Source organism: Amycolatopsis sp. NPDC043887 (assembly GCF_056435665.1).
Window position 1 is genome coordinate 72,021 of the sequence record NZ_JBWKEB010000005.1, and the last position, 15,973, is coordinate 87,993.

The 15,973-nt window shown below is 67.6% G+C and carries 9 protein-coding genes; 7 read left to right on the forward strand and 2 right to left on the reverse strand.

Annotation, left to right across the window (positions count from 1 at the left end):
* Nucleotides 1-4 precede the first annotated feature (4 nt).
* The 6 genes from AC069H_RS14780 to AC069H_RS14805 all read left to right on the forward strand — a co-directional run bounded on the left by AC069H_RS14780 (nucleotide 5) and on the right by AC069H_RS14805 (nucleotide 10,138).
* Nucleotides 5-2,524 carry a non-ribosomal peptide synthetase gene (locus AC069H_RS14780; RefSeq protein WP_478232623.1) on the forward strand — a complete coding sequence of 840 codons (2,520 nt, stop codon included), beginning with the start codon at nucleotides 5-7 and terminating at the stop codon, nucleotides 2,522-2,524.
* 12 nt (nucleotides 2,525-2,536) lie between these two features.
* Complete coding sequence (locus tag AC069H_RS14785; protein WP_478232624.1) at nucleotides 2,537-3,544, forward strand: TauD/TfdA family dioxygenase; 1,008 nt, start codon at nucleotides 2,537-2,539, stop codon at nucleotides 3,542-3,544.
* 32 nt (nucleotides 3,545-3,576) lie between these two features.
* Nucleotides 3,577-4,626, forward strand: a complete 1,050-nt coding sequence (sbnB, locus tag AC069H_RS14790; protein WP_478232625.1) for a 2,3-diaminopropionate biosynthesis protein SbnB — start codon at nucleotides 3,577-3,579, stop codon at nucleotides 4,624-4,626.
* A gap of 38 nt (nucleotides 4,627-4,664) precedes the next feature.
* Nucleotides 4,665-5,651, forward strand: a complete 987-nt coding sequence (gene sbnA / locus AC069H_RS14795; RefSeq protein ID WP_478232626.1) for a 2,3-diaminopropionate biosynthesis protein SbnA — start codon at nucleotides 4,665-4,667, stop codon at nucleotides 5,649-5,651.
* 22 nt (nucleotides 5,652-5,673) lie between these two features.
* Nucleotides 5,674-6,846: a pyridoxal-phosphate dependent enzyme gene (locus AC069H_RS14800; RefSeq protein ID WP_478232627.1), complete on the forward strand. Its 1,173-nt coding sequence runs from the start codon at nucleotides 5,674-5,676 to the stop codon at nucleotides 6,844-6,846.
* Nucleotides 6,847-7,228: 382 nt separating this feature from the next.
* Nucleotides 7,229-10,138: an AfsR/SARP family transcriptional regulator gene (locus AC069H_RS14805; protein ID WP_478232628.1), complete on the forward strand. Its 2,910-nt coding sequence runs from the start codon at nucleotides 7,229-7,231 to the stop codon at nucleotides 10,136-10,138.
* Nucleotides 10,139-10,542: 404 nt separating this feature from the next.
* Here AC069H_RS14805 and AC069H_RS14810 read toward each other — a convergent pair whose 3' ends face one another.
* A complete protein-coding gene (locus AC069H_RS14810) occupies nucleotides 10,543-11,346 on the reverse strand; it encodes an alpha/beta fold hydrolase (protein ID WP_478232629.1) in 804 nt (267 codons plus the stop codon).
* Nucleotides 11,347-11,420: 74 nt separating this feature from the next.
* Nucleotides 11,421-14,228: an aconitate hydratase AcnA gene (gene acnA, locus AC069H_RS14815; RefSeq protein WP_478232630.1), complete on the reverse strand. Its 2,808-nt coding sequence runs from the start codon at nucleotides 14,226-14,228 to the stop codon at nucleotides 11,421-11,423.
* Between the two features lie 387 nt (nucleotides 14,229-14,615).
* Here acnA and AC069H_RS14820 point away from each other — a divergent pair, with 387 nt between their 5' ends.
* Nucleotides 14,616-15,971 (forward strand): NlpC/P60 family protein, encoded by a 1,356-nt coding sequence (locus tag AC069H_RS14820; protein ID WP_478232631.1) that lies wholly within the window; start codon nucleotides 14,616-14,618, stop codon nucleotides 15,969-15,971.
* Nucleotides 15,972-15,973: the final 2 nt, after the last annotated feature.

The following is a 15,973-nucleotide window of genomic DNA, read 5'->3' on the forward strand; positions in this document are numbered from 1 at the left end:
TCTGATGGAAACGCCAGCGGAAGCAGGCCGGGAATTCTGGCGGAGTGTGCTCGTCACGGGCGGGTTCACCGCGATCCCACGGTGGACCACCGATCCGGTGCCGGGCGTCGCCGAGCGCGAGGTGCCGCTCCCCGGCGAGGAGATGGCGACGTTGTGGCGGCTCGCGGACGAGCTGGCGGTGTCGCTCAGTTCGGTGCTGCTGGCCGCGCACGCCAAGGTGCTCGCCGCGCTGTCCGGCGAGCGAGAGGTCACGACCGGCTACGTCGCCGTGGCGGGCGGCCGGCCGTTGCCCTGCCGGCTGACGACCGAACCGAGCTCGTGGCGGGCGTTGCTCCTGGGCACTTATCGAGCCGAGTCGGAACTTCTGTCGCACAAGGATTTCCCGGTCGATGATCTCGGGCGCGAGCTGGGCCTGACCGAACCGCCGTTCTCGACCGTGCTCGATCCGGCCGGTGACGATCAAGACCTGGCCGAGAACACCGTGCTGTGGTTGGGGATCTCGCGGCACAGCGGCCAGCTTGTGTTGCGGTACCGGACCGACGTCATCGACGCCGGCTGTGCCGCCAGGATCGCCGGCTATCACCGCACCGCGCTCGCGCTGATCGCCGCCGATCCGGAGGCCGAGCACGAACGGCAGAGCCTGCTGTCCGCCGAGGAACTCCACTTCCAGCTCAACGGACTCGCCGGACTTCGCCGGGAGCTGCCGGACAGGCGGGTACACGAGCTGTTCGAGCAGCGAGTGGAGGCACACCCGGATGCCGTCGCGGCCGTGCACGGCGGCCGGCAGTGGACCTACCGGGAGCTCAACGCCCGCGCCAACCGGCTGGGACGAACCCTGATGGCGCGGGGCCTGCGCCGCGAAGGCGTCGTCGCGGTGGTGATGGAACGCAACCTGGACTGGATGGCCGCCGTCCTCGCGATATTCAAGGCCGGTGGCGTGTACTTGCCCCTGGAGCCGCATTTCCCGGCCGATCGCATCGCGACCGCGCTCGCCCGCGCCGAGTGCGGGCTCGTGCTGACCGAACGCGGCAGCACCACCACGCTCGACGCGGCCCTCGACACCCTGCCCGGAATCGGGATCCTCAGCGTCGACGCGGCCTACCAGGAGGACCATGCCGACGGGAATCTCGGCATCGACGTCGCGCCGGACCAGCTCGCCTACATCCTGTTCACCTCGGGCTCCACCGGAGAACCCAAGGGCGCGATGTGTGAGCACGTGGGCATGCTCAACCACATCTACGCCAAGATCGCCGACCTGGAGATCCGCGAGGGCGAGGTGATCCCCCAGACCGGACCGCAGTGCTTCGACATCTCGGTGTGGCAGCTGGTCGCCGCGCTGCTGGTCGGTGGGCGGACCCTGCTGGTCGAGCAGGAGGTGATCCTGGACATCGAGCGGTTCGTCGACACGATCGCCGACGGCCGGGCTGCCGTGCTCCAGGTCGTGCCGTCATATCTCGACGTCGTCCTGTCCTATCTGGAGCAGCACCCCCGCGAACTGCCGGACCTGCATACGGTGTCGCCCACCGGCGACTTCGTGAAGAAGGAGCTCGTAGAGCGCTGGTTCGCGGCCCAGCCCAAGATCAAGCTGGTCAACACGTACGGGCTGACGGAGACCTCGGACGACGCCGTCCACGAGGTCATGGACCGGGTACCGGCCGGCGAACGGGTCCCGCTCGGCCGCCCCATCGACAACGTGCACGTCTACGTCGTCGACGAGAACCTGTCACCGGTGCCGCTGGGCGCCCCCGGCGTGATCGTCTTCTCCGGGGTCTGCGTCGGCCGCGGGTACATCAACGACCCCGAGCGCACCCGACTGGTCTTCACGGTCGATCCGCACCGCGAGGGTCAGCGGATCTGCCGGAGCGGCGACTACGGCCGCTGGCAGCCGGAGGGCAAGCTCGAGTTCCTCGGCCGCCGGGACAACCAGGTCAAGATCCGTGGCTTCCGGATCGAGATCGGCGAGATCGAGAACGCCTTGTCGCGGGTGGCCGAAGTCCGTGACAGTGCCGTAGTGGTCGCCGAGGGGCCCGACCAGAGCAAGCGTCTGGTGGCCTTCTACTCCGGTCGGCGGCCACTCGAGGCCGGTGTCATACGGGACCGGCTGGGTGAGTCGCTGCCCGAGTACATGGTCCCGTCGGCCTTCCATTGGAGGGAAGGTCTGCCGCTGACCGCCAACGGCAAGATCGACAGGAGAACGCTGACGGCGCTCGCCGCAGAACTCGACGCCCACGACGTCACGAAGAAAGACTTCCAGGCGCCGGGTACACCGGCCGAAGTTCGGCTGGCGGCCGCGTGGGCGACGGTGCTCGGGATCCCGGCCGGCCAGATCGGCCGGCGGGACCACTTCTTCGACCGGGGTGGCACGTCGCTGTCGGCAGTGCGGCTGGTGATCGCCCTGGACCGTGCGGTGTCCCTCACCGACGTCACCCGGCATCCGATCCTCACCGATATGGCCGCGATCCTCGACGACAGGTCCGAACGGAGCGCCGTCGAATTGCTGACTTCTTCCCCGAGTGGCAACTGAAAGGAAACCGAGATGTCGTCCTCATCCCGGGCGTCACAGCTCGCCGTGGACTTGCGGCCCGGCACACCTCCGATACTGCGGATCGATGCCAACGGCGACGCACTGAGCTGGGCGGCCGAGCACTCGGACGCGCTGCGAGCCGTCGTCGCCGAGCACGGTTCGGTCCTCCTCCGCGGTCTCGGGCTGTGCGACGCGGCCGAGATCGGTGCCGTCTTCCGAGTCATGGTGCCCACCGGTCTGATGACCGAGAGGGAGGCCTTCGCATCCCGGAAGACCTACTTCGGCGGCGTGTACTCGTCATCGACGTGGCCTGCGAACCAGCCGATGTGCATGCACCACGAACTGAGTTACACGCTTGAGTTCCCCGGCCTGATGCTGTTCGCCTGTCTTCGCGCGCCCACCGTCGGCGGAGCCACTGGGGTGGCCGACTCGCCGAGTGTGCTCGAGGCGCTGCCCGGCGAGGTGGTCGAGCGGTTCGAGCGGGAGGGCTGGCTGCTCACCCGCACCTACAACGACGAGATGGGGGCGTCGATCGCCGCAGCCTTCGGCACCGAGGACCGTGGCGCCGTCGAGAGCTACTGCCGTGCCAACGCGATCGACTTCGAGTGGCAACCCGGTGGTGGACTGCGCACCAGGCAGCGCCGCAGCGCCGTGGTGCGTCATCCGGTCACCGGCCGACGCTGCTGGTTCAACCAGATCGCGTTCCTCAACGAGTGGACCCTGGACCCGGAGGTGCGCGAGTACCTGGTGGACGTTCATGGCGCCGACGCCCTGCCGTTCAACACCCGCTTCGGCAACGGTGACGCGATCGGCGAGGACGTCATCCGACTGATCAACAAGGTCTACGAGGCCACCACCGCACGCGAGCCGTGGCAGGCCGGCGACCTGATGCTCGTCGACAACATCCGTACCGCGCACAGCAGAGACCCCTACGAGGGACCGCGCGAAGTGCTTGTCGCGATGGCCGACCCGGTGCGCCTGGCCGACTGCTCGCCAACCGTGGAGGTGACCACAAGATGACCACAATCCGTTCCACCGCAACGGAGCCCGCAATGTCCGAACCGATCGCCACCGAACCGATCACCGTGCCATCGTTCGCGGTGATCTCCGGCGCCCAGGTCCAGCATACGCTGCGGGGGCGTGAAAACCTGATCGTGGAGTTGGTCGAGGCCGCCTATCGGCTGCACAGCGCCGGTGATTCGGTGAACCCGCCGTCCTACTTCCTGCGTTTCCCTGACCGTCCGTCCTCCAGGATCATCGCGCTGCCCGCCGCGATCGGCGGGCAGGTGCGGGTGGCCGGCCTGAAGTGGATCTCCAGCTTCCCGGAGAACGTGGGGACCGGCATCCCGAGGGCCTCGGCCGTGCTGATCCTCAACGACCACGACACCGGCTACCCGTTCGCCTGCCTGGAAAGCTCGATCATCAGCGCCACCAGGACGGCCGCGCTGGCGGCGTCGGCGGCCGACTGGCTGTCCCGCGGCCGGCGACGCCCGATGCGCGTCGGGTTCTTCGGGGCGGGCCTGATCGCCCGTTACATCCACACCTTCCTGGCCGGCACGGGCTGGTCCTTCGCCGAGATCGGCGTGCACGACCTGTCCGCCGACAGCGCGGCAGGCTTCCGTGGTTACCTGGAGCGGTCGGGCACCGGCGGCCGGATCACCGTGCACGAGGACGCCGAGCGGTTGATCCGGTCGGCCGACCTGGTGGTCTTCGCCACCGTCGCCGGTCAGCCGCATGTCAGCGAACCGGCGTGGTTCGAACACAATCCGTTGGTGCTGCACGTGTCGCTACGCGACCTCGCGCCGGAGATCGTGCTCGCCTCGACCAACATCGTCGACGACATCGAGCACTGCCTGAAAGCCGATACCTCGCCACATCTGGCCGAACAGCTCACGGGCGACCGGGACTTCCTGCACGGCACGTTGGACGACGTGATCTCCGGGCGGGTGACGGTACCGGCCGACCGGCCGGTGGTGTTCTCGCCCTTCGGCCTCGGAGTGCTCGATCTCGCGGTGGGCAAGTACGTCTACGAGGAAGTGGTCCGCTCCCGCGAGTTGCGGGTCGTCGACGACTTCTTTTACGAGCTGCGCCGGTACGGATGAGCGGCCGAGTAGCTGCCACACAAATGAAGGGGGCAAAGGTGCCGGTCATATCCGTTCCCCAGGACTTCAACGAAGACGAGCTCTACGTCGATCTTCGGTCGATCTTCGGGCACTCGCTCTTCCTGAAGTGTGAAGGGTTCAACTTCGCCGGCTCGATCAAGCTGAAGGCCGCCACCGAGATGGTGGCGGCCGCCGAGCGGGACGGAGTCCTGATGCCGGGGTCGATCCTGGTCGAGTCTTCGTCCGGGAACCTGGGCGTGGCGCTGAGCATGATCGCGGCGAGCAAGGGCTACCGGTTCCTGTGCGTGACCGACTCCCGCTGCAACCTGTCGACCAGGCGGCTGATGGAGGCGTTGGGCAGCCAGGTGCACGTCATCACCGAACCGGACACCGTCGGCGGCTTTCTCGGTGCACGGATCGACCACGTCCGTGCGCTGTGCGCCTCCGACGACCGGTACGTATGGCTCAACCAGTACGCCAATCCGGGCAACTGGGAGGCGCACTACCGCAGGACCGCCCCGGCGATCGCGGCCGCGTTCCCGCAGCTGGACGTGCTGTTCGTCGGGGCCGGGACCACGGGGACCCTGATGGGCTGCGCACGCTACTTCTGCGAGTGGCACCGGCCGGTGCGGGTCGTCGCGGTGGACAGCGCCGGCTCGGTGACCTTCGGCGGTCCGCCGGGCCGCAGGATGATTCCCGGCCTGGGCACAAGCGTCCGTCCACCGCTACTCGACGAGTCCTATGTGGACGATGTGGTACGTGTCGAGGAGGCGGACACCGTCCGTGCCTGCCATCGGTTGGCCGGAAGCGGATTCCTGTTCGGCGGCTCCACCGGCACAGTGGTCAGCGGCGCGATGGACTGGCTGGCCCGGCGCGACGCGCGTGAACTCACCGCTGTGGCCATCGCCCCGGACCTCGGCGAGCGCTACCTCGACACCGTCTACCAGACCAACTGGCTGCGGGATCTTTACGGCGAGGATGTGCTCGGCGCCGACGAGCTGCCCGCCGGTTCCCGGGCAGTCTGACACACAGAGGGGTGGTTACGACGTGGGCAGCGTGACCGGGTCGGCCGACCTGGCGGGATGTGAATGGCTGCAATACGACTATAGCCCCGCGCTGATGTCGCGGGGGCGGCCGGGTTCGTTCACCATGTGGCGATACCGGAAGCTGCTGCCGGTTCCCGATGATCCGGTGCGGTACCCGCTGCCGGTCGGCGGCACCCCGCTCTTGCCCGCACCGGCTCTGAGACGGGAGCTGGGCACGCCGCAGCTATGGATCAAGGATGAGACGCGTAATCCGAGCGCGTCCAACAAGGACCGTGCCACCGCGCTCGTGATCGAAGACGGGCTGCGGCGCGGAGTGGATACGATCACGACAGCCTCCACCGGCAACGCGGCTGTGGCCACCGCCTTCGGTGCCGCGGCAGCCGGAATGCGGGCAGTCATCTTCGTGTCCACCGACTGCCGTCCGGGGAAGCTCGCGCTCATGACGCAGGCCGGTGCACAGGTCTTTCAGGTGCGCGAAGGTTATGCGGCCGCTGTCGAGCTCTCCCGGGCCGCCGCCCGCACGTTCGGCTGGCTCGACCGCAACACCGGCGCCAACCCGTTCACCATCGAGGCGAAGAAGACGGTGGCGTTCGAGGTGTGGGAACAACTCGAACGCCGGGTTCCGGACGTGATGATCGTCCCGGTCGGCGACGGCCCCACGTTGGTGGCGCTCGACAAGGGCTTCGCCGAACTCGTCAGCTGCGGCCTCGCAGCGCGCCAACCACGTCTGATCGGGGTACAGGCCGAGCGCTGTCAGCCGTTGGTGCGAGCCTGGTTCGGCACGCCCGCCGGGCAGACGGAGCTGGAGCCCGCAGCCACGGTCGCCGACGGCATCGCGGTGGTACACCCGGCCATCGGTGATGCCGTGCTGGACGCGGTAAGCCGAGGCGGCGGAGAAATGGTGGCGGTCACCGATGACGCCCTGCTGAACGCGGTCGCGACCTTGGCCGGCCGGGCAGGCGTGGGTGCCGAACCAGCCGGGGCCGCGGCCCTGGCCGGGCTGGAAAGTGCCGTCGAACGCGGTCTGGTGGACCCGTTGGAAACCGTGGTTCTGCTGGTCACCGGCCGGGAGGTGAAAGCGGGTGGGGCGACGGCCTACCCGGGCCGGGTGGCGGTCGTCGAAAGACTCGACGAGGTCGAGCGGGCTCTGGCGGACCCGATTCCTGCCCCATGAAGATGTGCCCTCGGTAAGGACCAGGTCATCCAGTGGATTGCACGACCGCGTTTCCCGGCCGTACTCGGAGAGGTGACGCCCGGTGCCGGTGTTGGTGATGGCCTGCCCCACGAAACGTCGTCTTGCCTGGCTCCAGCTCGCACGCATCGACCTGGACGCTCAGCTCCGCATTGTCACGTCGGGGAGGTCCAGTGAAACCGCCAGGTCTCGCTCGGCGGGTTTCGATGATCCAGGCATTGGGCGATGACAGCCGATTGTCCGATTTGCGAAAATGACGCTTTTGGCCTTGTTCAAACCCTTGCTTTCCCGGCGGAGCGGATAGCATCGATGATTCTCGGATCCGTGTCTGACCTGCGGATGGGGGATGCAGGTGGGGGTGGGAATGCCGGAAAATGTGAAGATCCATCTGTTGGGGCCGGTGGAGGTACTCGGGCCCGGCGGCGTGGTGGAGTTGCACGGTGGGGGACAACGCACCTTGATCGCCCGTCTGGCATCGCCGCCGGACAAGACGGTGACCCGTGGGGCGCTCATCGACGCGTTGTGGGCTGACGCGGGACCACCAGCCGCCCCGAAAACCCTGCACAGCCACCTGGCTCACCTGCGCCGGTGGCTTCGTGAGGCCGGTCTCCCGGATCTGATCGCCACCCGGGATTCCGGCTACGTACTGCGCGCACCCGCGGACGCGGTGGACGCCATCCGCTTCGAAACTCTCTCTGCGCAAGGGCGAAACGCGTTGGCCGCAGGAGACCTCAAAGCGGCAACCGAGTCGCTGCAGGCCGCGTTGAAGATGTGGCGTGGCGAGGCATTGACCGACTGCCGTCCCGGCGAATGGCGGCGTGCCGAGACAACCCGGCTCAACGAGGCCAGACTTGCCGCCACAGAGGACCTGATCAGTGCCCGCCTCGCCCTCGGCGAACACATCACCGCAGTCGGCGAACTGGAATTCCTCGTCATCCAGCACCCGTTCCGGGAACAGTTGTGGGAACAGCTGATCCTTGCCCTGTACCGCTCGGGCCGTCAAGCCGATGCCTTGTCCGCCTACCAACGCGCCCGCGCCACATTGATCGACGAACTGGGAATCGAACCAGGCCCGAAGCTACGCCGGCTCGAAACAGCCATACTCACCGCCGACCCCTCGCTCGATCAGCCGGTTGCTCCGGAAGTGACCGTGACCGGCCACCGCTTCAGAGGGCGCTTGCCAGTGCCGCTCACTCGCCTTGTCGGCCGGGAGGCAGACATGTCGACGCTGCGGCGGTCTCTCGCCCGGCGGCGTCTGGTCACCGTCACCGGCCCCGGAGGCTGTGGAAAGACGCGGCTGGCCGTGGCCATAGCGGCGCAGCACGCCCAACCTGTCTGCTTCGTAGATCTAGCCCCACTGGCCGAATCCGACCTCGTACCGCAGGCGATCGCCGACGCTCTCAGCCTGAGTGAGCAGGGCGGTCGCAGTATCATCGACAGCCTGGTCGACCACCTGGCAGATCAAGCGCTCCTTCTGGTACTCGACAACTGCGAGCATCTCGTCGACGCCTGCGCGCAGCTAGCCTGTGCGGTGCTCCCCAGCTGTCCTGAGTTACGGGTCTTGGCAACGAGCCGAGAGCCGCTGCATGTGCCGGGTGAAACGATCCACGCTCTGCGGCCCCTGGCAACCCCGGACCCCGGCGCCCCGCATTCCCACCGAGATCTTCTCCGCTACGACGCGGTCCGGCTGTTCCTCGATCGGGCACAGGACGCCGGAGCCCAGATCGGCACGGACGGGGCTACCGCACACGAGATGGCCTTGATCTGTGCACGCTTGGACGGGCTGCCACTCGCTCTCGAGCTGGCGGCGGCCCGCGCGGCGGCGCTGCCGATCCGGCAGATCGCCGAACACCTGGACGACCGCTTTCACACGCTCTTGTCCGGCAGCCAGGTCGCACGTCCCCAGCATCGGGCACTGCACAGGACCATCAAGTGGAGCTACGACCTGCTCAATCCCGACGAACGCGCACTGTTCCGGCGGCTTGCCGTGTTCGCCGGGAGTTTCGGGCTATCCGCCGTCACGGCACTATGGCCGCACGGCGACGATGCTGCCGCCCTGCTTGGCCGATTGGTAGAGAAGTCATTGGTGGCCAAGGAAGTCGGCGCCGCGCGTTACCACCTGCTGGACACCATCCACCAGTTCGCCGCCGTCCAGCTGGTGGGGAACGAACTGGCCGGCGCGCGGCGACGACACGCCGAATTCCACCTGGCACTGGCCGAACGGGCGGAAGAACACCTCGACGGTGTGAGTGCCGTGGAGTGGCTGGACCGGCTGACCGCCGAGCACGAGAACTTTCGAGCTGCCATCACTTGGACAATGGCGCATCCCGATCCCGCACCGGTCTTGCGACTGGCCGGCTCACTGTCGCGGTACTGCCGGCTGCGCGGACACTACGGGGATGGCCGGAAGTGGCTGGCGGGCGCTCTGGATCATGCTGGGCAGGCCCCCTCCGCGCTGCGGGCGAAGGCAATCGCCGGGGCGGTCACCCTCACCTTCCTTCAGTGCGACTACGACGCTGCCGCACAGCTGGCCGAGCAGAACCTGGACTTGTACCAGTCGCTCGGTGACGTGCACGGCGTTGCCAGCACTCGTCTGCTACTCGGCTCGATCTGCCGGGAACATGCCAGCTACCAGCAGGCCCTGGAGTACCACCGGTCCGCTCTGGAGACCTTCCAAGCCATCGACGACGCTCCAGGGATCGCGCGAGCCCTGCAGCTGTGCGCCTTCACCGCATGGCTGCGCGGCGACTTCGACTCAGCCGTCGCGTGGGCGCAGGAAAGTCTGCGCCGTTCGGAGGAACTGGGCGACGCGGAGTCGACCGCCAGCGCGGTCATCCATCTCGGCGCGGTAGCGCATTACCGAGGCGACAACACGCAGGCGCTCCAGCTGCTCGCCAAGGCGCACACGGTTTCCGAGCACAACGGATTCCTGGAAGGAATCGCCTGGACGCTGAACCTGCTCGGCCTGGTACACCACGCGACCGGCTCGGCGGAAGCCCGCACGCTCCTTGAACGAAGCCTTACCCTGCACCGCAAACTAGGCGACCGGTGGCGGATGGCCAGCGTGCTCGAGGCGATGGCCGCGATCGCTTGTGAACAGCACCGCTGGGAAGAGACGGCCGGCTTGCTGGACGAGGCCGGAACCTTGCGCAGGGAGATCAACAGCCCCATCCCCACCTGCGAACTTCCCCTCTACCAACGCACACAGGCCGCGCTCAAAGCCGCCGACAAACGCCCGATCGCCACCCTTCAGACGACCCGCCGAGCGAAGTAGTCCCGCCGGATTCTCGCGGTTCATGCATCCGACCTGCCGTGACAGGCACGTTCGACGGGTAAGGCATGATCGCCGGCCATGTCGTTGCGTCTGCTCTATCCGACCTTCTTTCGGCTGGTGGGCCTGGTGGTGTTGCTCGCCGCCCGTCGGCGCCCGAGAACGTCGAGGTGCTGGTCCTGCGCCATGAGGTCACCGTGCTGCGCAGAGGCAAACCGAAACCTCGTCTCGACTGGGCTGACCGGACCCCTCGTCAAACCGCACAAATCGCTCGACTCGGACACTGACGCCGCAGAAACTGTCCCTTATGGACAGTCGGGAAGGTGTCTCTTCGGCGAGTCCCGCTCCTGCCGCCAACTCCGGCACGCCACGTTTGCCTTACCCTGCTTGAGGATCAAGCTCACCACTCACGAGCAGGCCAGGAAATCCAGCACCATCCGGGAAAACTCGGCGGGCTTCTCCAGATTGATCATATGCGCGACCCCGGGGACGACCAGTTTCCGGGCGTCGCGTGCTTCGCTTTCGATCTGGCAGGCGATGGCGAGAATGTCCGAGGAATCCAGATCTCCCACCAAGGTCAAGGTGCGTGGGGTCAGCTCGCCGGTGCGCTCGATGGCCCGGAGCTCGTCCATCAGCGTGAAGCCCGAGAGCCCGTGCCGGACTATCGTCTGCGTGTACATCTCCTGGCACAGCCGCCGGACTCGCTGATCGACGTCCGCGGGTGCGCGCCGCGGCCCGTCCACCCACATGCGCAGGATGCACTCGATGGCGCCGGAAAGATCGCCCCGAGCGCCCGCCTCTTCGAGCTTCTTGGTCTGTTCCAAGACGAAAGGATCCTTCGTCACCATCGCGCTGAGGCCGGTGGCGACGAGCACGAGGTTCTCGACCAGATCCGGGTAGGTCAGCGCGAAGTCGACCGCGATCCGGCCACCACCGGAGAGTCCGACCAGCGACGCGCGGGGGAGTCCCAGCGTGGCCATCAGCTCGCGGAGATCCTCGTAGTGGCTGAATCGCTCCGTCGGCGTGGACGACTCGCCGTGCCCGCGCGCGTCGTACCGGATGGCGGTGTGGTGGCGTTCGAGCACCGTCATCTCCGCGTCCCACATCCGGGAGCCGAGGATCCCGCCGTGCAGCAGGATCACCGGATCGCCATCGCCCCGGGCCTCGTACGCCAATTCGCCGTTTTCGACCTGAACTCTCCCCGTGGTCATACCCGCACGGTACCGAAGAACGCGAAAGGCCCCTTTCCCCAAAGTGCGGGGAAAGGGGCCTTCGTGTGCCGTGCTTACGCCTGGGTCATCTTCCGCAGGACGTACTGCAGGATGCCGCCGTTGCGGTAGTAGTCCGCCTCACCCGGGGTGTCGATGCGGACGTCCGCGTCGAACTCCACCTTGGTGCCGTCGGTCTTCGTCGCGGTGACGTGGACCGTGCGCGGGGTCTCGCCGTCGTTCAGCTTCGTGATACCCGAGATGTCGAACGTCTCGGTGCCGTCGAGGCCGAGCGACGAGGCCGACTCGCCCGCCGGGAACTGCAGCGGGATGACGCCCATGCCGATCAGGTTCGACCGGTGGATGCGCTCGAACGACTCGGTGATCACCGCGCGCACGCCCAGCAGGCGCGTGCCCTTGGCCGCCCAGTCACGGGACGAACCGGAGCCGTATTCCTTGCCGCCCAGGACGACCAGCGGGATGTCCTGCGCCGCGTAGTTCTGCGCCGCGTCGTAGATGAACGCCTGCGGGGCGTCGTCCTGGGTGAAGTCGCGGGTGTAGCCGCCCTGCACGTCGTCCAGCAGCTGGTTGCGCAGCCGGATGTTCGCGAAGGTGCCGCGGATCATGACCTCGTGGTTACCGCGACGCGAGCCGTAGGAGTTGAAGTCCTTCTTCTCCACGCCGTGCTCGGTCAGGTACTGCGCGGCCGGGGTGCCCGGCTTGATCGCGCCGGCGGGGGAGATGTGGTCGGTGGTGACCGAGTCGCCCAGCTTCGCCAGCACGCGCGCGCCGGAGATGTCGGTGACCGGGGCGGGCTCCGCCTGCATGCCCTCGAAGTACGGGGGCTTCCGGACGTAGGTGGACTCCGCGTCCCAGTCGAAGGTCTTGCCCTCGGGGGTCGGCAGCGACTTCCACCGCTCGCCACCGTCGAAGACGTCGGCGTAGTCCTTGGTGAACATCTCCTGCGTGATCGCGTAGTCGATGGTCTCCTGGATCTCCTTGGCCGACGGCCAGATGTCCTTCAGGAAGACGTCGTTGCCGTCGGTGTCCTTGCCGAGCGGCTGGGCCTCGAAGTCGAAGTCCATCGTGCCGGCGAGCGCGTACGCGATGACCAGCGGCGGCGACGCGAGGTAGTTCATCTTCACGTCGGGGTTGATGCGGCCTTCGAAGTTCCGGTTGCCCGAGAGCACCGAAACCGCGGTGAGGTCGTTCTCCTGGATCGCCGCGGAGATCTCGTCCGAGAGCGGGCCGGAGTTGCCGATGCAGGTGGTGCAGCCGTAGCCGACCAGGTGGTAGCCCAGCTTCTCCAGGTACGGCCAGAGACCGGCCTTGTCGTAGTAGTCGGTGACGACCTGCGAACCCGGCGCCATCGAGGTCTTGACCCACGGCTTGACCGCGAGACCCTTGTCGACCGCGTTCCGGGCGAGCAGCGCCGCGCCGAGCATGACCGACGGGTTGGACGTGTTGGTGCAGGAGGTGATCGAGGCGATCACCACGGCGCCGTGGTCGAGGATGAACTCGCCGCGGTCGGGGGTGCTGACCTTGACCGGGTTGGTCGGGCGGCCGCTGTGGCCGTTCGCCGCGGACTGGATGTCGACCGCGCCCTCGTCCTTGAACGAGAGGGCGGCCGGGTCGCTGGCCGGGAACGACTCCTCGACGGCTTCGTCCACGTTGGTGTGCGGGACCTCTTCGCCGCCCACGTAGTCGTGGATCGACTTGCGGAACGAGTTCTTCGCGTCGGTGAGCTCGATGCGGTCCTGCGGTCGCTTCGGGCCGGCGATCGACGGGACGACCGTCGACAGGTCCAGCTCGATGTACTCGGAGTACTCCGGCTCGTGCGACGGGTCGTGCCAGAGGCCCTGCTCCTTGGCGTAGGTCTCGACGAGCGCGACCTGCTCCTCGGAGCGGCCGGTGAGCTTGAGGTAGCGGACGGTCTCCTCGTCGATCGGGAAGATCGCCGCGGTGGAACCGAACTCCGGGCTCATGTTGCCGATGGTGGCGCGGTTGGCCAGCGGCACCGCGCCGACGCTCTCGCCGTAGAACTCGACGAACTTGCTGACCACACCGTGCTTGCGCAGCATCTCGGTGATGGTGAGCACGACGTCGGTGGCGGTCACGCCGGTCGGGATCTCGCCGGTGAGCTTGAAGCCCACGACGCGCGGGATGAGCATGGAGACCGGCTGGCCCAGCATGGCGGCCTCGGCCTCGATGCCGCCGACGCCCCAGCCCAGCACGCCGAGGCCGTTGACCATGGTGGTGTGCGAGTCGGTGCCGACGCAGGAGTCGGGGTACGCCTGGCCGTTGCGGGCCATCACCGTGCGCGCGAGGTGCTCGATGTTGACCTGGTGCACGATGCCGGTGCCCGGCGGGACGACCTTGAACTCGTCGAAGGCGCCCTGGCCCCAGCGAAGGAACTGGTAGCGCTCGCGGTTGCGCTCGTATTCGATCTCGACGTTGCGCTCGAAGGCGTCGGCGCGGCCGAAGACGTCGATGATCACGGAGTGGTCGATGACCAGCTCGGCGGGGGCGAGCGGGTTGACCTTGTCCGGGTCGCCGCCGAGGTCGGTGACGGCCTCGCGCATGGTGGCGAGGTCGACGACGCAGGGCACGCCGGTGAAGTCCTGCATGATCACGCGGGCGGGCGTGAACTGGATCTCGATCGACGGGTCGGCCTTGGCGTCCCAGTTGCCGAGCGCGCGGATGTGGTCGGCGGTGATGTTCGCGCCGTCCTCGGTCCGCAGCAGGTTCTCGAGCAGGATCTTCAGGCTGTAGGGAAGGCGCTGGGAGCCCTCGACCTTGTTCAGGCGGAACACCTCGTAGGAGGCGTCGCCCACCTTCAGCGTGTCTTTGGCGCCGAAGCTGTCCTTGCTGGCGGGTGCGGTCACTTCTAACTCCAGTGGCGGGTCAGTTCGGTGAGTTCTCCAGGCCGTTCGGGTCGGCCGGGAGCGAGTCTTGCGCACCCCCACCGTAGGTCCGGACGCGGGATGGCACACCTCGTTCGTCTCCTCAAACAGTACGCCCGTCCTTTTTTAAATTCAAGTCGCCCCCCCCGGTTCCGGACCGTTCCCGCTCACTTTGACTGGCAAGCCGACACGCGGGTCAGGAACGTCTCATCCACCGGCGGCCGTTCGAGTGACGAAACGGTCGTCTGTCGTCCCCCGTTGAGGGGAAATGGTGCCTACGGTGTGTAAGTTCCTGGTGGTGCTTCTGGTAATGCTGTGACGGCAGTGGCACAGTGAGTTCATTGTTCAAGATCAGGAGGTGGGTGGATCGTGCGTGGTGAAGCCGGGTCTGGGGCACGCGCCCGCCGTGGCGTGACCATTGGCGCGCTCGGTGTCGCCCTGTTGCTCGGGGTGACGGGTACCGCCGTTGCGGTACCGCCGCCCCCGCCGAATCCCAGCGACTCCGAGATCAACTCCAGCAAGGCCGACGCCAACGCCAAGGCGGGCGACGTCGGCAGGCTCACGAACCAGCTGGCCCAGGCCGAGTCGAAGCTCGCCCAGCTCAACGACGACGTCGAGCTGAAAATGGAAGAGGCCAACAAGGCGAGGGTCGACGCGGAGACCGCGCAGGACGAAGCCGCGCAGGCCGATCGCGACGCGCAGGCCGCGCGCACCGAATCCGACGCGGCGCAGGCTGCCATCGAAAAGGCCCGCGCCGACCTCGACAGGTTCGCCGCCGCCAGCTTCCAGCAGGGCAGCAAGATCGGCTCGGTTTCGGCATACCTGACGGCCAACAGCCCGAAGGAACTGCTCGGCCGCGCCCAGATGCTCGACGCGGTCGGCGGCAGCAGGCTCAACGCGCTCGACACGATGAAGCGCGCGCAGACGGACAAGTCCAACAAGGACGCGACCGCGCGCAAGAAACTGGAGATCGCGCAGGAGCGCAAACGCGCGGCCGAGGCGGCCAAGCACGAGGCCGACAACGCCCAAAGCGCCGCGCAGCACGCGCAGGACACCCAGGCCGCGCAGAACGAGAGGCTCGAAGCCGACAAGGCGAGCGTCGAGAAGCAACTCTTCGAAGCGCAGCAGAAGGTCAGCGGCCTGCAGGGGCAGCGGCAGCGCTACGAGGACTGGAAGGCGCAGAAGGCACGCGAGGACGAGGAGCGTGCCCGTCAGGCCGCTCTCGCCGCGTCGAGGCCCAGCCCCAGCCAAGGCGGGGGTGGCCGCCCGACGGCCAGGCCCGTCCAGTCGGCCCCCGCCGGAGCGAGCGTCGAAGCCGTCGTCCGGCGCGCTTTGTCGCAGCTCGGAGTGGTGTACGCCTGGGGTGGCGGCAACGCGTCCGGCCCGACGCGCGGTATCCGCGACGGTGGTACGGCGGACCGTTACGGCGATTACAACAAGATCGGCTTCGACTGCTCGGGCCTGATGATCTACGCGTTCGCCGGGGTGAAGTCGCTCCCGCACTACAGCGGCTATCAGTACAACGCCGGGCGGAAGGTGCCGCTCTCCCAGATGCGCCGCGGCGACATGCTCTTCTGGGGCGGCAGCGCGCGGGGTATCCACCACGTCGCGATGTACCTCGGGAACGGGCAGATGGTCGAGGCGCCGCAGTCCGGTCTGCGGGTCCGCATCGCGCCGGTGCGCTACGGCGGAATCATGCCGTACGCGACCCGCTTGATCGGCTAGGC